At 66.6% G+C, this 21044-nt stretch carries 20 protein-coding genes and 4 pseudogenes; 8 read left to right on the top strand and 16 right to left on the bottom strand.

From position 1 onward, the window contains the following. Positions 1-76: 76 nt before the first annotated feature. On the bottom strand, positions 77-448 hold the full coding sequence (locus J2S59_RS17550; RefSeq protein WP_220138396.1) for a winged helix-turn-helix transcriptional regulator: 372 nt from the start codon (positions 446-448) through the stop codon (positions 77-79). 152 nt (positions 449-600) lie between these two features. On the opposite strand from J2S59_RS17550, the gene J2S59_RS17545 reads away from it, so the two are divergent. Next, positions 601-1086, top strand: a complete 486-nt coding sequence (locus J2S59_RS17545) for a DoxX family protein (protein WP_246360244.1) — start codon at positions 601-603, stop codon at positions 1084-1086. A 55-nt stretch (positions 1087-1141) separates the two neighbouring features. Continuing rightward, on the top strand, positions 1142-1633 hold the full coding sequence (locus J2S59_RS17540; protein ID WP_068119915.1) for a peroxiredoxin: 492 nt from the start codon (positions 1142-1144) through the stop codon (positions 1631-1633). Here J2S59_RS17540 and J2S59_RS17535 read toward each other — a convergent pair. From J2S59_RS17535 to J2S59_RS17525, 3 genes are all read right to left on the bottom strand, one after another. Then, a complete protein-coding gene (locus J2S59_RS17535) occupies positions 1630-3321 on the bottom strand; it encodes an MDR family MFS transporter (RefSeq protein ID WP_068119917.1) in 1692 nt (563 codons plus the stop codon). The genes J2S59_RS17540 and J2S59_RS17535 overlap by 4 nt on opposite strands. Then, positions 3318-3776 (bottom strand): MarR family winged helix-turn-helix transcriptional regulator, encoded by a 459-nt coding sequence (locus tag J2S59_RS17530; protein ID WP_181641810.1) that lies wholly within the window; start codon positions 3774-3776, stop codon positions 3318-3320. The genes J2S59_RS17535 and J2S59_RS17530 overlap by 4 nt, the downstream gene beginning before the upstream one ends. 202 nt (positions 3777-3978) lie before the next feature. Then, positions 3979-4623 (bottom strand): TetR/AcrR family transcriptional regulator, encoded by a 645-nt coding sequence (locus tag J2S59_RS17525; protein ID WP_181641811.1) that lies wholly within the window; start codon positions 4621-4623, stop codon positions 3979-3981. A gap of 1277 nt (positions 4624-5900) precedes the next feature. Between J2S59_RS17525 and J2S59_RS17520 the strand changes: the two genes are divergently transcribed. Further along, positions 5901-6341: a GbsR/MarR family transcriptional regulator gene (locus J2S59_RS17520; protein WP_306825345.1), complete on the top strand. Its 441-nt coding sequence runs from the start codon at positions 5901-5903 to the stop codon at positions 6339-6341. A 129-nt stretch (positions 6342-6470) separates the two neighbouring features. On the opposite strand, the gene J2S59_RS17515 is transcribed toward J2S59_RS17520, so the two are convergent. Together J2S59_RS17515 and J2S59_RS17510 are read right to left on the bottom strand one after the other, a co-directional pair. Continuing rightward, positions 6471-8810: an MMPL family transporter gene (locus J2S59_RS17515; RefSeq protein ID WP_068119924.1), complete on the bottom strand. Its 2340-nt coding sequence runs from the start codon at positions 8808-8810 to the stop codon at positions 6471-6473. Between the two features lie 38 nt (positions 8811-8848). Further along, positions 8849-9451 (bottom strand): TetR/AcrR family transcriptional regulator, encoded by a 603-nt coding sequence (locus J2S59_RS17510; protein WP_068119926.1) that lies wholly within the window; start codon positions 9449-9451, stop codon positions 8849-8851. Between the two features lie 769 nt (positions 9452-10220). Between J2S59_RS17510 and J2S59_RS17505 the strand changes: the two genes are divergently transcribed. After that, positions 10221-10682, top strand: a complete 462-nt coding sequence (locus J2S59_RS17505) for an enoyl-CoA hydratase/isomerase family protein (RefSeq protein WP_306825344.1) — start codon at positions 10221-10223, stop codon at positions 10680-10682. Here the strand turns inward: J2S59_RS17505 and J2S59_RS17500 are convergent. Together J2S59_RS17500 and J2S59_RS17495 are read right to left on the bottom strand one after the other, a co-directional pair. Beyond that, positions 10653-11654 carry an IS3 family transposase gene (locus J2S59_RS17500; RefSeq protein ID WP_068124538.1) on the bottom strand — a complete coding sequence of 334 codons (1002 nt, stop codon included), beginning with the start codon at positions 11652-11654 and terminating at the stop codon, positions 10653-10655. The genes J2S59_RS17505 and J2S59_RS17500 overlap by 30 nt on opposite strands. Next, the gene (locus J2S59_RS17495) at positions 11651-12058 is read right to left on the bottom strand and encodes a transposase (RefSeq protein ID WP_292606269.1); all 408 of its coding nucleotides are present in this window, start codon (positions 12056-12058) and stop codon (positions 11651-11653) included. The genes J2S59_RS17500 and J2S59_RS17495 overlap by 4 nt, the downstream gene beginning before the upstream one ends. Before the next feature lie 74 nt (positions 12059-12132). Between J2S59_RS17495 and J2S59_RS20390 the strand changes: the two are divergent. Then, a pseudogene (locus J2S59_RS20390) lies at positions 12133-12363 on the top strand (enoyl-CoA hydratase-related protein); the annotation flags it as partial. Here J2S59_RS20390 and J2S59_RS17490 read toward each other — a convergent pair. Next, positions 12313-12927, bottom strand: a complete 615-nt coding sequence (locus J2S59_RS17490) for an integrase core domain-containing protein (RefSeq protein WP_181642272.1) — start codon at positions 12925-12927, stop codon at positions 12313-12315. The pseudogene J2S59_RS20390 and the gene J2S59_RS17490 overlap by 51 nt on opposite strands. A gap of 1056 nt (positions 12928-13983) precedes the next feature. Here J2S59_RS17490 and J2S59_RS17485 point away from each other — a divergent pair. Next, a pseudogene (locus J2S59_RS17485) lies at positions 13984-14280 on the top strand (IS3 family transposase); the annotation flags it as partial. Here J2S59_RS17485 and J2S59_RS17480 read toward each other — a convergent pair. The 7 genes and pseudogenes from J2S59_RS17480 to J2S59_RS17450 form a co-directional block, all read right to left on the bottom strand. Further along, the gene (locus J2S59_RS17480) at positions 14230-15195 is read right to left on the bottom strand and encodes an IS3 family transposase (RefSeq protein ID WP_306441362.1); all 966 of its coding nucleotides are present in this window, start codon (positions 15193-15195) and stop codon (positions 14230-14232) included. The pseudogene J2S59_RS17485 and the gene J2S59_RS17480 sit on opposite strands and share 51 nt — an antisense overlap. Then, a pseudogene (locus J2S59_RS17475) lies at positions 15134-15319 on the bottom strand (hypothetical protein); the annotation flags it as partial. The gene J2S59_RS17480 and the pseudogene J2S59_RS17475, both read right to left, overlap by 62 nt. A gap of 35 nt (positions 15320-15354) precedes the next feature. Continuing rightward, on the bottom strand, positions 15355-15669 hold the full coding sequence (locus J2S59_RS17470) for a transposase (RefSeq protein WP_068122668.1): 315 nt from the start codon (positions 15667-15669) through the stop codon (positions 15355-15357). Positions 15670-15761: 92 nt separating this feature from the next. Beyond that, a pseudogene (locus J2S59_RS17465) lies at positions 15762-16828 on the bottom strand (IS256 family transposase). 214 nt (positions 16829-17042) lie between these two features. Then, positions 17043-17297 (bottom strand): putative antibiotic biosynthesis monooxygenase, encoded by a 255-nt coding sequence (locus tag J2S59_RS17460; RefSeq protein WP_068122666.1) that lies wholly within the window; start codon positions 17295-17297, stop codon positions 17043-17045. Between the two features lie 168 nt (positions 17298-17465). Next, the gene (locus J2S59_RS17455; protein WP_068122664.1) at positions 17466-18683 is read right to left on the bottom strand and encodes an NAD(P)/FAD-dependent oxidoreductase; all 1218 of its coding nucleotides are present in this window, start codon (positions 18681-18683) and stop codon (positions 17466-17468) included. Further along, positions 18680-18877 (bottom strand): ferredoxin, encoded by a 198-nt coding sequence (locus J2S59_RS17450; protein ID WP_068122660.1) that lies wholly within the window; start codon positions 18875-18877, stop codon positions 18680-18682. The genes J2S59_RS17455 and J2S59_RS17450 overlap by 4 nt, the downstream gene beginning before the upstream one ends. Positions 18878-19266: 389 nt before the next feature. Between J2S59_RS17450 and J2S59_RS17445 the strand changes: the two genes are divergently transcribed. Both J2S59_RS17445 and J2S59_RS17440 read left to right on the top strand, forming a co-directional pair. Beyond that, positions 19267-20202: an ABC transporter substrate-binding protein gene (locus J2S59_RS17445; protein WP_068122657.1), complete on the top strand. Its 936-nt coding sequence runs from the start codon at positions 19267-19269 to the stop codon at positions 20200-20202. A gap of 5 nt (positions 20203-20207) precedes the next feature. Next, positions 20208-21017, top strand: coding sequence for an ABC transporter ATP-binding protein (locus J2S59_RS17440; protein WP_068122654.1), 810 nt, complete (start codon positions 20208-20210; stop codon positions 21015-21017). Positions 21018-21044: the final 27 nt, after the last annotated feature.

The following is a 21044-nucleotide window of genomic DNA, read 5'->3' as shown; positions in this document are numbered from 1 at the left end:
GACGAGTCGTCCTAGCGGTCGCTAACGACGTGAGCGGCGCGGCCCCACCCTAGGTGCACCTAGGGCTGCACTGGATTCATCGGTCGTTGCCGGCGTCGGATTGGTGCCCGGTGCCATCCCTCCATCGCGTGGTCCAGTCAGAGATCGCGTGGAGCGCTGGCACGAGCGCCTGCGCCGCCTCGGTCGGGGCATAGCCGACCAGGCCCGATTCCGTGGTGGTGCGTCGCTCGAGGAGGCCCTCGGCCTCGAGCCGGCGCAGCCGGTCGCACAGCAGCCGATCCGAGACGCCAGGAACGGCGACGCGGATGTCGCTGAACCGCCGAGATCCCGAGAGCACTGCGAGCAGGATGCTGCCCGTCCATCTACCACCGATGAGCTCCAGTGCCTGCTGCAGGCCGAGGCAGTGGCCGGGCGGCCATTGTCCGGAAGTGCTGCTCTGCTGCGTCACTGGTCCATCATGACGTCTCGGTTCGTCGCGAGGAACCTTTGGGCCGGACACCACCGCCCGCCGGGGTCGCGTCGCCGCTGGGCACACCCCCTTCAACATTCACTTACGAAGGGTACTTACGATACGTAAGTTTCCGGCCTAGGATGAAGCCGTTGGAGCGGGCGGCCTCAGTCCTGCTCCGCACCTCGACGTGGAAGGTCTGGTGGCTGACCGTGGACGTACTTGTGTTGGTGGGGCGCATCCTGTTCGCCGCCTTGTTCTTGATGTCGGGATTCGGGCACCTGACCCAGACCAAGATGATGGCCCAGTACACCGCCTCACGCGGGGTTCCCCAGGCGCTCGCCCCGGCAGCGGTCTTCGGGACGGGGCTGCTGATCGTGGCCGGCGCACTGATGGTCCTGCTGGGCGTATGGGGCGACCTGGGCGCCCTGTTCCTGGTGGTCTTCCTGGTTCCCACGGCCGTGGTCATGCACGGCCCCTGGGGCGTCGAAGATCCTCAGCAGCGGATGATGGAACAGACCCAGTTCCTCAAGGACCTGGCGCTGGCCGGGGCGGCGCTGATGGTGCTGGTCCTGTTCGGCTGGGCCGGCCCGGACCTGGGCCTCACACTGACCGACCCGCTGTTCGACCTCGACTGAGCCCGCCGTTGCACCTCGACCCGAACCGAAGCGCCCGGACCGGAGGGAGTCGTCGATGACTGGGCTGCGAGTCGGTGACCTTGCCCCGGACTTCGAACTGCCCGACCAACATGAGACTCAGGTCCGGTTGAGTCGGTTGCTCTCGGGCGGGCCGGTGGTGCTGTTCTTCTACCCGTTGGCGATGAGTCGAGGCTGCACCGCGGAAAGCTGCCATTTCCGTGACCTGGCTGCGGAGTTCGAGGCGGCCGGTGCGACCAGGGTCGGGATCAGCCGCGACTCCGTGGCTCGTCAGCGTCAGTTCGACGCCGAGCATGACCTGGGGTACCGGTTGCTCTCCGACGCCGACGGGACCGTGGCCTGCGCCTACGGTGCGCAGCGGAATCTTCCCGGGTTGCCGCCGCGGCGGAGCACCTTCGTGATCGGCGCCGACCAGCGCGTGCGGGGAGTGGTTCGTAGTGAGCTGCGGATGGAGGCCCATGCGGACGAGGCGCTGCGCATCCTCGCGGCGGACGGGGGCACGGACGCCGGGGGGACCGGGCCTGCCTAGCGACGGTGGGGTGGTTTCCCCGGGGGCGGGGGGTTCTCGGGCCGCGGGCCGTCTTCCTCGTCGGTGAGATGTGCGTCGGGGTCGACCGAGGTCTCGAACGCGGCGGCGAGATCCTCGCCGGAGCTGTGTCCTCGGGTCTCTCGCAACGGGGTCTCGCGCAGGAACAGCAGGATGACGAACCCGAGGATCGCGAACGGTACGGCGGCGAGGAACGTGGTCTGCAGCGCCTCGGCGAACCCGGTGGTGACCGCGAGATGGATGGGCTCGGGCAGCGCCGCGATCTGCTCGGGGCTGCCCTGGGTGGCCGACCCGGCGGGCATCTGGTCGGCGCTCACCCCGGCCGCCGTCAACTGCGCGGGGATGGTGTCGCGGAGCCGGTGGGTGAGGAGTGCGCCGAAGACGGCGACTCCCATCGCGCCGCCCAGGGACCGGAAGAACGTGGCTCCGGAGGTGGCGACGCCGAGGTCGGCATGGGGCACCGCATTCTGGGTCGCCAGCACGAGGACCTGCATCACCATGCCGATGCCGGCGCCGGTGATGAACATGAAAACGCCGGCCAGCCACAGCGAGGTGTCCACTGACAGTCGGCTCATCAGCGTCAGGCCGACGGCGGCGACCAGCAGGCCGACGACGGGGAAGATCTTGTAGCGGCCGGTGCGGGTGATCAGCCGCCCCGATCCGATGGAGGTGGCCAGCAGGCCGACCATCAGCGGAAGGGTCAGCAGGCCGGAGGCGGTGGGGGACTCACCCTTGACGATCTGCAGGTATTGCGGCAAGAAGATGATGGCGCCGAACATGGCGACCCCGACGACGAAGCCGGCCAGACTGGTGATGACGAAGGTGTGGTTGGCGAACAGTCGCGGCGGCATGATCGGTTCGGCCGCCCGGCGCTCCTGCCAGACCGCGAGCGCCAGCATGACCAGCGCCACCGCGGTCAACCCGTAGGTCCAGGCCGAGTTCCAGGCGAACTCCTCGCCGCCGAGCGAGAGCATCAGCAGCAGCGCGCTGATCCCGGCGACGATGAAGAACGCCCCCAGCCAGTCGATGGCGTGCCGGCGGCGTGGGAACGGCAGCTTCAGCACCCGTTCGGTCACCACCAGGGCCACGATGCCGATGGGGATCCCGACCCAGAAGGTCCACCGCCACGAGAGGTGCTCGACCAGGAAGCCACCCAGCAGGGGCCCGGCGACGGTGGCCAGGCCGAAGACCGAGCCGATGTAGCCCTGATAGCGGCCGCGTTCGCGGGGACTGACGACGTCGCCGATGATCGCCTGGGACAGTGCCATCAGCCCGCCCACGCCGAGTCCCATCACGGCCCGGGACCCCACCAGCTGCCCCATGTTCTGGGCGAACCCGGCGGCGAGTGAGGAGACCAGGAAGATCCCGATCGCGGACTGGAACATGATCTTGCGGCCGTACAGGTCCGACAGCTTGCCCCAGATGGGAGTGGAGGCGGTCGAGGTCAACAGGGTGGCCGAGACGACCCAGGCCAGTTGGTCCTGACCGCCGAGCTCGCCGACGATGGTGGGCAGCGCGGTGGCCACGATCGTCTGGGACAGGGCGGCGACCAGCATGCCGAGCATGAGCCCGACCAGGACAGTGAGGATCTGCCGGTGCGTCAGCTCCGGCATCACCTGCTCGCCGGGTGCCCCGGGGGCACCGGCTCCGGGGGAGGATGCCGTACTCATCGCTGGCCCCTTTCCGCGGTGTGCGGATCCCCGGTCAGATGCTCGTCGAGGCCGGCGTTGAACGCGGCGAGCAGGGAGGCGAAGCGCGCCAGATCCTCGGGCGACCACGACCGCAGCAGCTCCCGGACGACGCCGCGTCGTTCCGCCCGCGTCGTCGTCAACACGCCTCGGCCGTGCTCGGTGAGCCGCAGCCGGAGAGCGCGCCGGTCATCGGCGTCCGGTTCGCGCGTGACAAGGCCAGCCTGCTCCAGGGCCGCGACCTGTCGGCTGATCGTCGAGGCGTCTAGGTGGAAGTGCGCTGCGAGCTCACTGGACCGCAGTGGGCCGGTGTCATGGAGCCACGCGAGGATCCCGTAGGCGGCCCTTTCCACGACCTGCTCTGTCGGGCCGCCGCGCAAGTGCACCTTCTGGGCACGACGCACCAACAGGGTCAGCTCTTGCTCGATGGACTCCACCGAGGTCAGGTCGGTCTCCGATCCAACTGATTGCATGTACCAACCATAACGCTCTGGCGACGGCGAGCGCACCCGTGATGTCTCGGGTGGCCAGAGCCGGAGCGGCGCCGGGATAAGCGCTACTGCTCCAGGTGTAGCGGCACAGCAGTTCCACCCGCCGCAGATCGCAAGTGGGCGATGTTTGGGGACAGCCGGACGCCAGTCAGGAGATGTCGCCGACCAAGTAGCGCTGCAACGTGGGAGCAAGCGCGGCCACCAGCTCGTCCTGGCTGGCCGAGGTCAGATCGTCGAGGCCGACGACGTGGCGAGCCAAGGCGAGGCCAAGGATCTGCGACATCACGAGCGCGGCGCGCAATGGCGCCTGCGCGACCCCGAGCTGGGACACGACCGGTTCCAGCAGCTCAGTGGTGAACTTCTCGCCAACCTTGCGAGCGGTGTCGGCTTCGACCGCTGCGGTGCGAATGGTTCCGAGGATGCGCTCTCGCCGGCCCGTATCATCCAGTGCCTCGATCACCAGTCTTGCCAAGCGCTCGCCGACGAGCCTCGGGTCCCCGTCCAGGAGTCGAGCGATGAGCGCGGACGAATCAGAAAAAGGGTTGACGACTTCGTCGAACAGCTCTCGTTTCGAGCCGAAGAAATACGCCACGAGGGCGGCATCCACGCCCGCCTGTGCTGCGACCGCCCTCAGCGTGACGCGATCGTAGCCTCCAGCGGCGAACTGCTCGCGGGCTGCCCGAGCTATCTCCTCGCGTGTCGAACTGTGCCCCGGCCGGCGCCCTGGTCGTGCTCGGACCGGGCTCACGGCCGCCGCTGCCACTGCCGCCGTTCCACCAGAAGGTTGCTCCATACCCCACCTGCCTAGTTTTTCCGACCAAAGGCCGCCGTCGAAGGGCTGGGGGCTCGGAGAGCGGACGCGACACGCCGGGGCGTGGCACTCCTCATGAAGTCCAGCCTAGGCGTCGCTGGCCAGCGACCGCGTCACCTTGTCGAGGCCGGTGCCGTCATCCTGACAGTGTCGGACGATGGTGCTCAAAGGGCAACGACGACTCAAAGCGGAGCGACCCGCTGGGTGCGCCGACTCTTGGTGGTCTGACGAACTCGCTCAGCCAGACGCGGCAACGCCCGGCGACCAACGCCATCGGTATCGGTGTCGGTATCCAACAGCATGCCATTGCATAGGAGGCGCAGCGCCGTGGGCGGCTGCAACCCTCCGCATCTACCCTTTTCCTCCTATGTATTTCGGCGTAGGCTGGCGCCGACCGCTACCTACGGGTGATCGCGATCCCCCGGGTTCGGCCGCCACGGCTGGAGGTGGGTGAGGTGAGCTACGGGAATCCGTACGGGCTGGCATGGCAACAGCTGGGGAACGCCGTGTGGGATGTCTTGGCAGTCGTGTGGTGGACGCTGGTAGCTGGCAGCGTCGCGTTCGGTGCATGCTGGTGCATGGGGCAGTTCATGTATACGGAGTGGGTTCGCGACCATCCTGCGCCCCGCCTCCGGTTCTTTGCCGAACGCAGGCTGCGTCGAGACATCGCCCGCGGGCTGGGCGACCTTGAGGAGTACCTCCGCGAACGCGATCCAGCGCAGCTCGACGACGGGCCTGCCCGTTCCGCCCGGTCCCGGACCTGGAGGCGCCGGGGCTGGCACCGACCTTGAAACAGACCCCGACAGCCCGAACGCCTCCAGGATCTGCGGTTTGCAGGCGGTTCTCTGACGGCTGCCCCAAGTCCGGGCCGTTCGATGGCTGGGACCTCGCGGGTCGGACGTGTCTGCGGCGGGACGCCGACGCCAGCACGCTGGATTGCGGCCAATCTGCTCGGGGTGGCTGGAGTGCCCGGGGAAACCGCACGGGGGGCGGGATTGGTCCGGTGGGGGAGTTGGACACGTAGCAGCTCAGGTGACGTGGAGGTCGCATGCTCCGGCCGCGTCCGGACGCCCGGCGTCGGCGACCGCGCCAGACACGGGCATTCCCGGGTGCGGGGACGATATCGACGGCCCGGCACAGGCCCCGGCGGGCCGCCATCGGTATCCCAACCGGGACAGCCGGATGGGCCTGGCGCGATGAGCGATGCTGAGCAGATGATGCCGAGCCGCTGGCAGGACGAGAGCGAGGGGCTGCTTCGCGTGGTCGAGCGCATTGCCCTGATCCTGAACGAGGCCGGGATCCCACGGATGCCCGCCAGGGTGTTGGCCTACATGCTCGCCGACGACGCTGACCGCTACTCCGCCGCCGCGCTCGCGGACGGGGTCCGGGTCAGTCCGGCCGCAATCTCGGGGGCCGTGCGGTATCTCACCGCGACACGGATGGTGGTCAAGGAGAGGGAACCCGGGAGGAGGGCCGAGTTCTACCGGGTCTGTGAGGGCGACGTGTGCGGCATGATCGTGGCCGCCTGGATCCCGGTTCTCAAGCAGTGGGAGTCCGTGGTGGAGTCCGCGGCCGTCGAGCTCGGCGCGAACGGCGGTGGCCACCGATTGGCCGAGGCGACGGAGTTCATCGCGTTCCTGCGCGGCGAGACGGAGGGCATGCTCGGGCGCTGGGTCGAGTACCGCCGAGATCCTGGATGAGCGATCCTCGGTGATCGAGGCGCCAAACGTTGGCGGTCGATCGCGTTCGGGCCCTGCCGGCGGTCCGGGTCGGTGTGGTGGGGCCTCCAGGACGTGCCCCCGGCGTTCGTCTCTGGACGCTTCGGTTCCTCAGTTGCGGACCTCGATGTTTTGTCGGTCGGTGGCCTCGGCCTGCTGGTTGAGCATGGTCAGAAGTTTGTCGCCCTCGATGTCGAGGTCGGGCAGGAGGCGGTCGAGCCAGCGGGGCAGCCACCATGCTCGCTCGTCGAAGACGGCCATGAGAGCCGGGACGAGCGTCAGCCGGACGATGAAGGCGTCGATGAGGATGCCGGCGGCGAGGGCGAAGCCGATCTGCTTGATCATGATGTCGTGGCTGAAGATGAAGCCGGAGAACACCGCGACCATGATGATCGCGGCTGCTACCACGACGCGGCTGGCCTGGTCGAAGCCATGCACGACGCTCTGGCGGGCTGGCTGGCCGTGGATGTGTGCCTCGCGCATGGAGGAGACCAGGAAGACCTCGTAGTCCATGGCGAGCCCGTAGAGGATGCCGGTCACGATGATCGGCATGAAGCTCATCAGCGGGCCGCCGGTGTCGAACCCGAAGAGGCTGCTGAGCCAGCCCCACTGGAAGACGGCGGTGGTGGCACCGAAGGTGGCCAGGATGCTGAGCAGGAAGCCGGCGGTGGCCTTGAGTGGGACGACGATCGAGCGGAAGACCAGCATCAGGATCAGGACGGAAAGGACGATGATGATGCCGAGGTAGAGCGGTAGGACGTCGGCGAGCTTGTCGGACATGTCGATGCCGATGGCGGTGAACCCGGTGACGCCGAGCTGCACATCATTGGTCTGGGCGATGGCGTTGTCGGGCTCGCGCAGCGACTTCACGAGGTCGCTGGTGGCCTCGTCGCTGGGGCCGGAGGTGGGGATGACGCTGAACACGGCCAGGTCGCCGGCCTCGTTGACGCCGACCGGGGCGGCCAGCACGATGTCGTCTCGGCCCTGGAACTCGGCGAGGAGCTTGGCGGTCAGCTCGGGTGTGACGCGGTCTGTGGAGCCGGTGGGCTCTGCGGTGACCAGGAGGGGGCCGTTGAATCCCTCACCGAAGCCCTGGGAGACGGCCTCGTAGCTCTGCCGTGCGGCGGTGTCCTGGTTCGCGGTCTCGCCGGTTGGAATGCCCAGGTTCATGCTGGCCGCGGGGATCGCCATCACGCCCAGGATCGCGACCACTCCTGCGATGACGGGCCACCTGAACCTGATCACGCCCTTGACCCAGTGGTCGGCGACGCTGTGGGACTCCGCCTCCACCTTGGCGCGGCGTTGGGCTCGGGCCTTGTCGGAGCAGATCCGCTCGCCGACCAGCCCGAGCAGGGCGGGCAGCAGAGTCAGGGCGATGAGCACGGCCAAGGCGACCGTGGACGCCGCGACCAGTGCCATCGTGGACAGCATGGCGATGCCGATCACCGTCAAAGCGGTCAGCGCGATGAGGACGGTCAGGCCGGCGAAGAACACAGCACTGCCCGCAGTGCCGACCGCTCTGCCCGCTGCCTCCTGCGCGCTGAGTCCCCGATCGAGAATCAACCGTCGCTGCCGGTTGACGACGAACAGCGCATAGTCGATGCCGACGGCGAGGCCGACCATGAGGCCGAGGACGGGGGTGGCGGAGTTCATCTCGACGACCGTGGAGAGCGCGTACGCGCCACCCACGCCGATGCCGACGCCGACCAGCGCGGTGATCAGGGGCAGACCGGCCGCGATCAGCGAACCCAGGGTGAGCACCAGCACGAGGGCGGCGACGGCGAGACCGATCACCTCGCCGATGCCGACGGGGATCTCGATGGCCTTGAGCGAGTCGCTCGGGAGCACGGTGATCCCGGTTCCCTGCTCGGCACGCTCCACCACCTCGACCACCGAGGTGACGTCGTCATCTGTCAACGAGGTCGAGGCGACCGTGAACTGGAACTGGAACAGCGCGACCTGCCCGTCCGAGGACACCAGCACGCCGGGCACCGGGGCCCCGTCCACCACCAGCGGCTGGTAGGGAGGCGCCTGCCCCTGCTCCGACCCGGCTGAGGGATCGGCCGGTGCACCTTCCTGATCAGTGCCCGGTCCGCCCTGCTCCCCGGCACCCAGAGCGGCGTCCAGGGGGTTCACGACCTTCTCGAGGTCATAGACGTCGCTGACGGTGCCGCTGATCACCGCAAGACGCTCCGGCGTGTCGAGGCGCTCACCGTCCGGCACAGTGAACACGACGCTGGCCTGGCCTCCCGACGCCGCGGGAAGCTCATCGGCCACGCGGTCGAGCACGGTCTGGGCCTCGGTGCCCTCGATCTTCATCTCGGAGCTGACGTTCACCCCGTTGATGGCCACGGCACCGACGACCGCGGCGAGGACCGCCACCCAACCGGCAATGAACAGCCACGGCCGGCCGAACGCCGTCCGTCCGAGCCGGTACAAGAATGTGGACATGGGTTCTGGGTCTCCTTGAGGGGGCGGGGCGGCGGTGGCTAGAGGCCGTGGCGCAGGTAGTCGAAGGTGAGATCGAGGAACGAGGCGTAGTCCATCGATGCGGGGGTGGCGTCGTTCTCGCCGTCCAGGTGCACGTCGAGAGTTCCCTCCAAGGCGGCCATCACGGCGCCATATACGGCGCCGAACAGCAGCGGCACGTAGATGGCGGGGTACCGGTTCCCGGCTACGGATCCCAAGAGCTCCTGGGCGGTGTGACGCATGCGTTGCTGAACGCTGAGGACGTAGGGCTCGAGGGTCGGGTACTGCCGTGCCATGGCCATCAGCTCGCGCATCCTCACCAGGGTGTCCGCGGTGAACTGATCCCTCATCACGGACAACAGGGCATCGAGCAGTGGCAGGTCTTCTGGCAGGTCGGCGAGGATCGCGCTGGCGTCGTCGACACCACCGAACGCGACCGAGGCGACTGCCTCCTCCTTGCAGGAGAAGTGGTTCGCGAAGGTGCGCCGTGAGTAGCCCGCCCGCTCCACGACGTCCGCAGTGACAAACCCGAACAGCCCGCGCTCACGGGTCAGCTCGAAGGCCGCCTCGGCCAGCGCCTGCGCCGTCGCCTCCCGCTTGAGGTCCCGCAACCCACGATCCACTCCCTCAGTATCACCGTCCCTGCCCAACGAGCAAAATTGCCCAGTAGGCAGAGAATGAAGACTCGCCCGAGTCGAGCGCAGCGTGGCGGGCACTAGGAGACTGGTGATCCGCGTCCCCCAAACCTGTATTGACAGTAACTGCGATCACCCGGGTAGTGTTTACTAGCGACGGCGACGAGGGAGTTAAGGCCGAAGTGAGTCAAGGCGCCACCGTCGGTCGACGCTGTCCCTATCCCTGCACCGCCTCCCAGTGACGACCCCCAGAACGTCGTGGGTGCCATCTTCGTGCGCTTGCGCGAATCTCTCCAAGGAGTCGTCCCCGTGACTAGTGCCGACACCGGTCTCGCTTCCGTCAGTGCTCTCGCCGCGGACTGTGCTACCCCATGAGAGGCAATAGACCAGCCGTTGTCCCCCTCCACGGATGGTGCTTGAGCGGCCAGACGTGGCGGTACCCGGAACAGGCGCTTGGGTCAGCGAGGACGGTGATTGGTCCTGACATCGCAGGGTCGGTGGTTTATCAGGCCTGCCGATTTGATCGACGCCGCGGACGCTCCGGTGGGTGCCGAGGAGCGCGGACTCATCGAACGGGTGCTGGACGAGGGGCCGCGAGTCACGACCAAGGCGCTTGTCGTTCGCGGGAGGCTGGGCGAGATCGTCCCAATAGAGGTTGCGTTAGCTCGCTCCAAATCAGTACCCGATGGGGTGCGGGAGGCGGGTCGACTATCGGCGCCGCCCACCCACTCACTCGACTCATCGCCGAGGGTTCTTCGTGACGAGCACACCGGACCTGGTCGTCAGCTATGTCCGTGGCCACGTCGGCTTTTTGACCCTCAACCGGACGGCCAAACGCAACGCGGTCAACCTGGACATGGCGCGCGCCATCGCTGACGTGATGACCGACTTCGAATCCGACGCCAACGTCTTGGTCATCGTCATCTCTGCGAACGGTCCCGCCTTCTGCGCTGGTCAGGATTTACAGGCCTTGGCGAATGGAGAGCCGGAAGCGTTCATCGTCGGGCAGGGTTGGGCGGGGTTGACGGCGCGAACGGCAGCCACACCAGTCATCGCTGCGATCGAAGGGCCAGCGTTCGGGGGTGGGTTTGAGATCGCTCTGGCGTGCGATATGGTCGTTGCCTCCATGGGTGCATCCTTCGCGCTGCCAGAGGTGCGGAAGATGTCAAGCAGTCTGAGACACGTCTCGTTACGCGGTCTGTATGAGGGCCTCCGGTGAGGGCTGGTTGATCCAGGCGGCCTTGGGCAGCTTCGGCGCCTGGGGTCGGCGGTTGCCGAATCGTTCGGGGTGAGCGGCATGCGCGGCGTCGAGGGTGGCCTGACGCTGGACGCGGATCTCGGCGGCGGTGCCGTGGTGGACCGACGCAGGGGTGTGCAGCCCGATCCCGGAATGGCGGTGCTCGTGGTTGTAGTAGGTGAAGAAGGCCTCACAGAACGCCCTCGCGTCGGCCAGCGACCCAAACGCGTCGGGGAAGACAGGCGCGTACTTCAGCGTCTTGAACGCCGACTCGCTGAACGGGTTGTCGTTCGACACTCTCGGTCGGGAATGAGACCGGTCGACACCCAGGTCGAGCAGCAACTGCGCGACGGGTTTGGAGGTCATCGAGGTGCCCCGGTCGGCATGGACCGCCTCAGGGATCCCGTGGTCGCCCATCGCCTCCTCGAGCATGGTCTTGGCGATCTCGGAGTCCTCAGCGTTCTGGACGGTCCAGGCCACGACGTAGCGGGAGAAGATGTCGAGCACGACGTAGAGCTGGAACCAGACCCCGCGGCCGGGACCGCGGAGCTTGGTGATGTCCCACGACCAGATCTGCCCGGGCCCGGTGGCGAGCAGCTCGGGCTTCTTCTTCGCCGGATGGACGGCTTGCCGGCGACGTTCACCGGCCGCGCCGCAGGCACGCAGCAGCCGGTGCATCGTGGACATCGAGCACCAGTAGGTGCCCTCGTCCAGCAGGGTGGCCCACGTCTGCGCCACCGACTTGTCGCAGAACCGCTCGCTGGTCAACGCCGCGAGCACCTGCTCCTGTTCGGCGACAGTGAGCGCGTTCGGTGGCGTGGGCCGCTTCGGTGCCGGGCCATGCACCCTGGGCCGCTGGGCGCGATAGTGGCTACCCCGCGCACGTCCCAACAGGTCGCACGCCTGCTTCACGCTCGTGTGGACGGCGAGCTCGTCGACGGCAGGGTTGATCACCGCTGCGGCGGCTTCGGCGTGCCCGTGCTCTCGGAGAGCGTCTCCAAGAGCGCGTGTGCTTTTCCCACCAGGTCCAACGCGGCCTGCGTCCGGGCCAGCTCGGCCTCGGCCTTCTCCGCACGCGCCCGCAGTTGCTCGATCTCCCGGTCCCGCCGGTCACGTGACTTGGGTCCAAGCGCGGAGCTTGCGCCCGCCCGGGCGGCCTTGCGCCAGTCGACCATATGGGAGGAGTACAGGCCCTCCCGGCGCAAGATCGCGCCCCGCTCGCCGTGGTCGGCGGCGTCGTACTCGGCCAGGATCCTCGCCTTGTACTCCGCGGTGAACGTGCGTCGCTTCGGACGGTCAGCTCTCGGGGTCACCACCCCATCATCGAACGCCGTCGTATCGGCCAACGTCATGGTCATCAGGTGTCTCGCTTCTCGCCCCGTGCAGGGAAGGAACTCAGAAGTGGTGTCTCACCTCAGCCTGACGCACAGGGGTGCGGCGTGGCCTGATTGCTGCGGCGGGAGGGGCTGTGCGCCTCTCACAACGCGTGCCGATCAACATAGCCCGCGAGTTGTTGTCGACGGGTCTAGCAGTCAGTGCCGAGCGCGCCTTTCAATTGGGGTTAATCAACCGACTGACGGAGCGCGGGGAAGCCGTCAATGGCGCGTTGGACCTAGCATCCGAAATGCTGGCGAATCCGCACAACGCAGTAGCCGCTTCGCTCGAGGTCGCCGACGCTACGGTTCGGATCTCCCCGACGCACGCGGAGAGCGTCGCCGCGAAGCGGCTCGAGACGTTGCTCGCTGCTGCCGAGACCACGCCGCAGGGCCAACGCTTCGGCTTGCGCTGACGCGTCCTCGCGCTCCACTCGTGCTTGCCTTCTGTCAGCGGCAATCATTGGGGGGCTGAGTTCGGCGTCTTCGCTCGGCGGTTCGGAAGATGTCAAGCAGTCTGAGACACGTCTCGTTACGCGGTCTGTATGAGGGCCTTCGGTGAGGGCTGGTTGATCCAGGCGCACTTGTGCAGCCTCGGTGCCTGGGGGCGGCGGTTGCGGGGTGTGCAGCCCGATCCCGGAATGGCGGTGCTCGTGGTCGAAGTAGCCGAAGAACGCCTCGCAGAACGCCCGGGCGTCGGCCAGGGACCCGAACGCCTCGGGGAACACAGGGGCGTACTTCACGGTCTTGAACGCCGCCTCGCTGAAGGGGTTGTCGTTCGACACCCTCGGCCGGGAATGACTGCGGTCGACGCCCAGGTCGCGCAGGAGCTGGGCGACGGGTTTGGAGGTCATCGAGTGCCCCGGTCGGCATGACCGCGACCGGGATGCCGTGGACGCCCATCGCTTCCTCAAGCATGGTCTTGGCGATCTCGGAATCCTCGACTCTCTGCACCGTCCAAGCCACGACGTAGCGGGAGAAGATGTCGAGCACGAGGTAGAGTTGGAACCAGATCCACGTCCGGGGCCGCGGAGCTTGGTGACATGCCAGACCAGACCTGCCCAGGCACAGTGTGGCCAGCAGCTCGGGCTTCTCTTTGGCGGATGGATGGCTTGGCGGCGTCGCTCACCCGCGGCACCGTGGGCGCGCAGCAGCCGGTGCATCGTAGACACCGAGCACAGGTAGGCGCCCTCGTCCAGCAGCGTGGCCCAGGTCTGGGCCCCCGAATTGTCGCAGAACCTCTCCGACGTCAACACGCCCAGCACGTGAGCCTGTTCAGCTTCGGCGAGCGCGTTCGGCGGCGCCGGGCGTGCCGGGTGCGGCCCGTACACGAGGGGCCTGCTGGGCGCGGTAGTGGCTGCCCCTTGGTCGGCCAGCCCTCGCACGCCCGCTTCACACCGACGGGCTCGGCGAGGTCGTCGACGGCCGGGGTTATCACCGTCGCGACCGCTTCGGCGTGGCCGTGCTCTCGGAGAGCGTCTCCAAGAGCGCGTGTGCTTTCCCACCAGGGCCAACGCCGCCTTCGTCTTGGCCAGCTCGGCCTCAGCCTTCTCGTCTCGTACCCGCAGCCGCTCGATCTCGCGATCGCGGCGGTCCCTGGCCTTGGGGCACAGCGCCGACGCCGCGCCGGCATCGGCGGCCTTGCGCCACTCCACGATGTGGGAGGAGCACAGGCCCTCGCATCGCGAGATCTCTCCCCGCTCGCCGCGGTCAGCGGCGTCGTACTCGGCCAGGATCTCCGCCTTGTACTCCGCGGTGAACGTGCGCCGCTAAGCGGCTTGGATCGACCTTTCGCCGTAGAGTTCCAGTGACCAGAACCGGAACGTTGGTGCCCAGGAGCTCAAGCGGCTCCGCGGCGAGGTTGCCGAGCTCCGGATGGAGCGTGATGTCCTCAAGCGATCCTTGGTCCTGTGGGTCAAGGAGGCGACGAAGTGAGCGTGGCACGCTTCATCGCCGACCAGAGGACCAAGTACCAAGTGCCGCACACGGTCGTCTGCGCCCTGCTCGGGGTATCCCTGGCGTGGTTCTACAAGTGGGCCGGGCGGGCCTGTTCACCAGGCGCGGTCAACGGGCTGCACACGCCCCGGGACCGGCGCCGCCACACCATCGACCGGGCCGTCGCCGTGGCCTTCAGGAAGGCGCGTGGCCTGCATGGCTCACCGCGCCTGGTCCACGATCTGCGCGACGGCGGCTGGACGGTGTCGGAGAAGACAGTGGCGGACTCGACGCGTCGCCAAGGCCTCGTAGCCCGGCGGATCAAGCGTCGCAACGGCCTCACCAAGCAGGACAAGACCGCCCCGAAGGTTCCCCGACCTGCTCAAGCGGGACTTCACCGCGAGCCGTCCCAACGCCCGCTGGGTAGGGGACATGACCGAGTGGCCCTGACCCCGGACGGTGGACACGGGGTTATGCGGCTTGAGGTGCTGCCGCGGTCTGGTTGGAGTGTTGCATCTCGAAGGTGAGCGGGCTGACCTGCCCGATGGAGGAGTGCCTTCGTCGCCGGTTATAGCGGTCCTCGTCCAGTCCCCGACGGCCAGCTTGGCGCCGGCCCGGGTGGGCCAGATCCGGCGGTAGTAGAACTCGGTCTTCAACGTGGCGAAGAACGACTTAGCCATCGCGTTGTCCCAGCAGATCCCGGTGTAGCCCATCGACCTGGCGATGCCGTTCTCGGCCGCAAACGTGGTGATCTGCTCCGATGCGTACTGGGCGCCCCTGTCGGTGTGGAACACGACCCGGGCAGGGAGTTCGCCGCGCAGGGTGATCGCCATCTTCAGGGCGTCCTCGACGAGGTCGGTGCGCATGTGATCAGCGATCGCCCACCCGATCGCCCGACGGGAGTGCGCATCGATCACGGTGGCCAGGTACAGCCACCCTTCCCAGGTCCTCAGGTAGCTGATGTCGCCGACCCAGACGGCGTTGAGGACCCCGGTGTCCCACTGCCGCTTGGTCACGTCGGGCGGGTAGGGTGTCGCCGTCCTCGCGCACGCTGGTGGTGCGCGACTGCCGCGGGCAGATCCCGCGCATGCCGAGCTTGCGCATCGTCTTCGCAACCGTCTTACGCGAGATGACCTCGCCGTCCTCACGCAGATCGGCCAGGATCCTGGGTGCCCCGGAGACCTCATCGGACTCACCGTGGAACCAGGCGATCTTGGCCTCGATCCTCTCGGCCCGGACCGCCCGCTTCGAGGGCAGCCGCTTGGACCAGGCGTAGAACCCCGAGCGCGAGACCTCGAGCAGACGTGCCATCCGCGAGACCGTGTGGTTGCTCTTCTCCGCGTGCATCAGCGCGAACGCTTCTCGTTCGTATCCGATGCTTCCTGGGCGAAGAAGAGCGACGCTTTTTTCAAGAACGCCCGATCCATCTTCAGCTCCGAGTTCTCCCTGCGGAGCCGCGCGAGCTCGGCCCGCTCGGTCTCGCTCAGAGCGCCGTCACCGGCGTCCTGACGTGACTTGAACAGGTTGACCCACCGGCCGAGCGTCTGCTCCTTGACGCCGAGCTCACGAGCCACCACGGCGACCGGACGGCCGGTGTTGATCACCAACTTCACGGCCTCGTCCTTGTACTCAGGAGTGAACTCCCGACGCTGTCTTCCCATGATGAAAATCCTCTCTTACGAGGTGTCCACCACACGGGGTCAAGGCCAGAGATCCGGGACTGTTTCAGTAACGGTGTTTCTGGCGGTTTCCATTAGTAGGTCTCTGCTGCCGGCCAGCGGTCGGCGAAGGTGATCGCGAACGCGTTGAGGGCTGGCTTCCACCTCATAGTCCATCGTGCCCGCCCTTGGCCGGTCGGGTCGAGGGATCTGGTGACCAGGTAGAGACACTTCAGCGCGGCCTGCTCGGTCGGGAAGTGGCCTCTGGCCTTGACCGCCCGGCGGTAGCGGGCGTTGAGCGACTCGATCGCGTTCGTGCTGCACAGCACGGTGCGGATCTCGACGTCGTAGTCCAGGAACGGGATGAACTCCTCCCAGGCGTTGTTGGGAGTCCCTTCAGCCCGTCACAGACGACGAAGAAGGTGTCCTTCACGCCGCGGTTGCGCAGATCGGTGAGCACGCTCATCCAGAACTTCGCGCCCTCACCACCGGTCCCGACCCACAGGCCCAGGACGTCCTTCTCTCCTGCCAGAGTGACCCCGATCGCCGCGTAGACAGGGCGGTTGGCGACCTGGCCGTCGCGGACCTTGACCATGATCGCGTCGATGAAGATCGCCGCGTAGACCTCGTTCAGGGGACGGGTAGTCCAGGTCTGCATCTCATCGAGGACCTTGTCGGTGATCCGACTGATCGTCTCCTTCGACACCGAGGCGCCGTAGATCTGGGCGAAGTGCGCCGAGATCTCTCCGGTCGTCAGGCCGCGGGCGTAGAGCGACAGCACGATCTCGTCGACCTCGGACAGCCGCCGTTGTCGCTTCTTGACGATCACCGGCTCGAAGGTCCCGTCGCGGTCGCGTGGGACCTCGAGCTCGACCTCGCCTGTGGCGTGGGTCAGCACCGTCTTGGGTCGGGTCCCGTTGCGGACGTTGCCCGACTCGCGATCAGCAGGGGCACGGTTCTTCTCGTGCCCCAGATGCTCGGTCATCTCCTCATTGAGCGCTGTCTCCAGGACGCTCTTGGTGAACTGCTTGAGCAGACCCTCAGGCCCGGTCAGGGACAGCCCCTTCTCCTTCGCGAACGCCACCAGTTCCTTGGCCGCCAGCTCCTCCGCAGAGGGCTGGGCCTTCTTCTTCGCGGGCACATCGCCCAGTGTCGTGGTCATCACGGCACCTTCCCCGCTGACACTCGTCAGCGCGTCAGGCCGAAAACACCATTTAATCCACAGTCCCACAGTCCCAGAGATCCCGACCGGGGTCGATGGGGAAGGGCACGAAGCTGTAGCTGGCGACCGTGATCGACCTCTACAGCCGTCGGCTGCTCGGGCCGCGACAGGCCTGCACCCGGACGCGGAGCTGTGTCGCGCCGGTCGATTGCGGTCAGCGTGCCGCCGTCCCGAGGAGGCGCGCACGCAGCGTGTGCAGTAGTGGCATGAGGCCATAGATCACGATCGGCACGGCCACGGTCGCCAGGATGAAGGTGCGCAGTACTGTCGGCAGGGTGGCCAGCCAGCCACCGAGTGCGAGGTTGATGACGGTGAGGGTTGGGAACACGGCCACCCAGATCATCAGGGCAAGCTCATGCTTGGTCGGCGGCCCGCCGACAGGGCGGGAAGCGACGGTGATGTCATGCATTGTGGTCCTTCGAGTCGATGGTGTTGTCATAGCAGAGACATCCAGCTCGGCTATGGGGTGTTGACAACCCACGAGGAGTTGACGTCGTCGGGCCTGTCGAGGCGGACGGTGCCGATGGATCCCTTCTGAATCCCTCGGAGTGTCTGGTTAAGGGCTAGCCGTCCCGCATCATCCCTTGGCGGCCGCCGCCGAGATGGACTCACACACTTCGTCAAGAGGCGTCCCGTCGCGCAGCCCCTTGCGGCATAGGACGAGGGCGCGCGGCCAGTTGACGACCGCAGCGCCAGACATCGTCGTCCCGTCGGGGGTGTAGAGAACAGCAAACCGGTTGTCAGTGGCCGGGTCGCCGATCATGACGTGCTCGGTGCTGCCGCCGGCCGTGCGGCCCACGACCTGGATCTTCCAGTCATGCTGGTCGCTCCATACGTACTCCAGGGGGGCGTACGAGCGGGCATCTTCCGGATGCACGATGTTGTGAGCCACGCACACTGCCTGATCGACGGCGTTCGTCCAGTGCTCCACGCGGACTTCGGTGCGGTATGTCGGGTGGAACCAACGGGCGACGTCGCCGACGCCGTACACATTGTGGACGTCGACTGCTCGGCAGTACTCATCGCAAACCAGCCCGTTGTCGACGACGAGTCCGGAAGATTTGAGCCAGGCATCGTTCGGCTCTGATCCGATACCGATGACGACCACCGCGGCGGAGACGGACGAGCCGTCGGTGAGGCGTACGGTGAAGTTCCCCCGCTCGCCGTCGATGACTTCCACCCCGACGTCGAAAAGGGCTCGCACGCCATGCCGCTCATGCAGCGCAGCGAACCATTTGCCGATTTCGGGGTTGAACACCCGGCTCATCGGCACCGGAAGCGGGTCGACCATGGTGACCTCGAGGCCGAGTATGCGGGCGCTCGACGCCACCTCGGCGCCGATGAACCCGCCGCCCACCACGACGACATGCCCACCGGCCACCAGGTCCTGCCTCAGCAGCTGGGCGTCTTGGAGCGTACGGATCACGTGGATACCGGGGCGCTCCCCCCATGGCGATGGCCGGGCCCGGGCTCCCGTGGCGATGACGACCTGATCGTAGGACAATGGGTCGAGTCCCTCGAGCTCGACGCGATGAGCGGCGACGTCGAGACGGGTGGCTCGGTGACCGAGGACCAACCGGATAGAGTCACGCTCAGCGGCCTCCTGCGTGAGCAGCCGGACCGACTCGGCGGTGGCGGTGCCCACAAGGACCCCCTTGGACAGCGGCGGCTTGTCGTACGGCAGCTCCTGTTCCTCGCCGACGAGGACAATCTCGCCCTCGTACCCTTCCGACCGCAGTGACTGTGCCGTGCGTACCCCACCGACGGAGGAACCCACGATAACGGTGCGACTCACTCTTCCTCCAGTATGAGTGCGGACACCGGGCAGCTGCGGACAGCTTCCTCCACGCGCGCTCGGTTGTTCTCGGGCACGTCAACCCGCAACAGGACCACGACACCGTCGTCGTCGACGTCGAAGTAGTCATCCGCGCCCACGACACAGTTCGCGTACCCGAGGCAGGTATCGAGGTCCGCTCTCACGATTGCCATAGTTCTCAGCTCCTCTCAGTTGACCGTCGCACAGCAGCGGAAGGTCGCAGGATGCAACGTGAACCTTCCACGACCCTGACGCGGCCAGTACGGTGAAAGTAAACAGCCCACCATAGTGGCATGTCAATAAATTGTGCCCTCCTGGCTGAACCGTTGACACAAAACTCAAGTGACTGTTGACACACAACTCAAGTGAAGTGTGTAATGGGTGAGCACCTCGCGGATGCGAGGTCCATCCACCCGGAGGTCATAAAATGCGACGTACACAAGGCCAAGACAGTCGGAACGGCCGGCGGCGTAGCGCAGCAGTCGCCGGGGTAGGCCTGCTGGCGTCGGTCGCTCTTGCTGCATGCTCGGATTCCAGTGCCTCCAACGAGGGGCTTGACGAGGTGAGCGTCACGGTGTCGCACTGGCCGACCAGTGGCTACTCGGCCACGTACATGGTCGGCCAGGAGAAGGGGTTCTTCGAGGAGGAGGGAATCGCCCTCGAGGGAATCGTGCCCGGAGCGGGCGGTGGAACCACAGTTCGGAGCATTACAAGCGGCGACCTCGACTTCGGCGAGGTGTCAACCACTGGGCTCGTTCAAGCCACTATGGCTGGTGCGCCGTTGGTCGGGATCGCGACGTCGGCGGGCAGCATCGCGGACCTGGTTTGGGTGGCCAAAGAGGACTCCTCCTTTGATTCATTCGAGGACTTCTGTGGAGACGGCGTCTGGGGTATCACAGCTCCCGGATCCAACTCCGAGGCCCTGACTGCGCTGATGGCGCAAGAGGCCGGCATGAGGCCCGACTGCGTGAACACGGTCGCCACCGGTGACCTGGCCGCCGGCCTCGTTCTCGTCCGGAGCGGGGAGGTCGACGCCTCGATCCTTACAGAGCCTCTGCTGACCACCGAGCTCGCTAAGGGTGACCTCAAGCCGGTCGCGGAAGCTGTCGAGTACCTGCCGAACTTCATTCAGGTCGTGACAGTCGCCAGCCAGAAGATCATCGACGAGGACCCAGAACTCGTGCAGCGCTTTGTCAACGCGCTCGGCGCGTCACAGGACTTCATCCGAGAGAACCCTGAAGAGGCGGGTGCCATCTTCGCCGAGGAGGCTGGCGTAGACGAGGAGACGGGTGTCGAAATCATGACCCGGCTGGCCGCTGACGAGAGATTCTTCACTCAGGAACTGACCGTCGAAGGACTGACCAGCACGATCAACGGAATGGAGGTGCTCGGCCACTACGACGGCGACCCGATCGCTTGGGATCAGCTGATCGACCAGCAGTTCCTGCCCGAGGAGTCGCGAATCGACCTGAGCGAGCTCCCAGGATACGAGGGGTAGGCATCATGACCAGAAGCGAACACATTCTTGACCTGCAAGCGGTCACGAAAGAATACCCGCTCAAAGACGGCAATCTCGTCGCACTGCGAGATATCGATCTAAAGGTCGACCGCGGACAGGTCGTCTCCGTACTCGGGCCCAGCGGCTGCGGCAAGACCACGCTGCTCGAAGTGGTGGCTGGACTCCTGCCGGTAACTCGCGGGCAGGTCCTCCTTCAGGGTGAGCCCATGACGAGCCCAAGCCCCAAGGTGGGCATCGTCTTCCAACAAGATTCGACCCTGCCATGGCGCAGCGTACTCAGCAACATCGCTTTCGGTATGGAGATGACGGGTGTCCCGCGCGCACAGGCCAACCGTCGAGCTCAGGACATGCTCGACCTGGTGGGCCTGTCTGAATTCGGGCACGTACACCCACACCAACTGTCTGGCGGTATGCGTCAGCGCGTCGCGGTTGCTCGCGTGCTGGCTCTCGAGCCAGAGCTAATCGTAATGGACGAACCCTTCGGGGCCCTTGACGAGCAGACTCGGTTGCACCTCGGTCTCGAGCTGCTCGACCTGGTCACCCGGGTGGGAACCACCATTCTGTTGGTGACACACAGCATCCAGGAAGCTGCCTTATTGTCGGACCGTGTCGTAGTGCTTAGCGCCCGACCGGGTGAGATCCAAGAGAGCTTCGACGTGCCGCTCTCGAAGCCACGAACGCTCGCCACGCTCGCCAGTGCCGACTACGCCCGCATCACGCACACGCTGTGGACATGCCTCATGAGCCTGGAAGGCGTGCGGGTGAGCGATGACGTTGCGTCTGCGTCGGGGTGACCATGAATAGACGACGCCTAATCCTCT

Origin of the sequence: Nocardioides massiliensis (assembly GCF_030811215.1) — a bacterium.
Lineage (GTDB): Bacteria > Actinomycetota > Actinomycetes > Propionibacteriales > Nocardioidaceae > Nocardioides_A > Nocardioides_A massiliensis.
Note: the sequence above shows the minus strand (reverse complement) of the source record. Positions and strands in the feature narration are given on the sequence as shown.

What these genes read in the sequence shown, in the direction of transcription:
- J2S59_RS17540 (WP_068119915.1), top strand. Translation starts at nt 1,142, where the DNA reads ATGACTGGGCTGCGAGTCGGTGACCTTGCCCCGGACTTCGAACTGCCC.
- J2S59_RS17535 (WP_068119917.1), bottom strand. Translation starts at nt 3,321, where the DNA reads ATGAGTACGGCATCCTCCCCCGGAGCCGGTGCCCCCGGGGCACCCGGC.
- J2S59_RS17525 (WP_181641811.1), bottom strand. Translation starts at nt 4,623, where the DNA reads ATGGAGCAACCTTCTGGTGGAACGGCGGCAGTGGCAGCGGCGGCCGTG.
- J2S59_RS17515 (WP_068119924.1), bottom strand. Translation starts at nt 8,810, where the DNA reads ATGTCCACATTCTTGTACCGGCTCGGACGGACGGCGTTCGGCCGGCCG.
- J2S59_RS17495 (WP_292606269.1), bottom strand. Translation starts at nt 12,058, where the DNA reads ATGACCATGACGTTGGCCGATACGACGGCGTTCGATGATGGGGTGGTG.
- J2S59_RS17490 (WP_181642272.1), bottom strand. Translation starts at nt 12,927, where the DNA reads ATGACCTCCAAACCCGTCGCCCAGCTCCTGCGCGACCTGGGCGTCGAC.
- J2S59_RS17480 (WP_306441362.1), bottom strand. Translation starts at nt 15,195, where the DNA reads ATGAGGTCTCCGGGGCACCCAGGATCCTGGCCGATCTGCGTGAGGACG.
- J2S59_RS17470 (WP_068122668.1), bottom strand. Translation starts at nt 15,669, where the DNA reads ATGGGAAGACAGCGTCGGGAGTTCACTCCTGAGTACAAGGACGAGGCC.
- J2S59_RS17460 (WP_068122666.1), bottom strand. Translation starts at nt 17,297, where the DNA reads ATGCATGACATCACCGTCGCTTCCCGCCCTGTCGGCGGGCCGCCGACC.
- J2S59_RS17450 (WP_068122660.1), bottom strand. Translation starts at nt 18,877, where the DNA reads ATGGCAATCGTGAGAGCGGACCTCGATACCTGCCTCGGGTACGCGAAC.
- J2S59_RS17440 (WP_068122654.1), top strand. Translation starts at nt 20,208, where the DNA reads ATGACCAGAAGCGAACACATTCTTGACCTGCAAGCGGTCACGAAAGAA.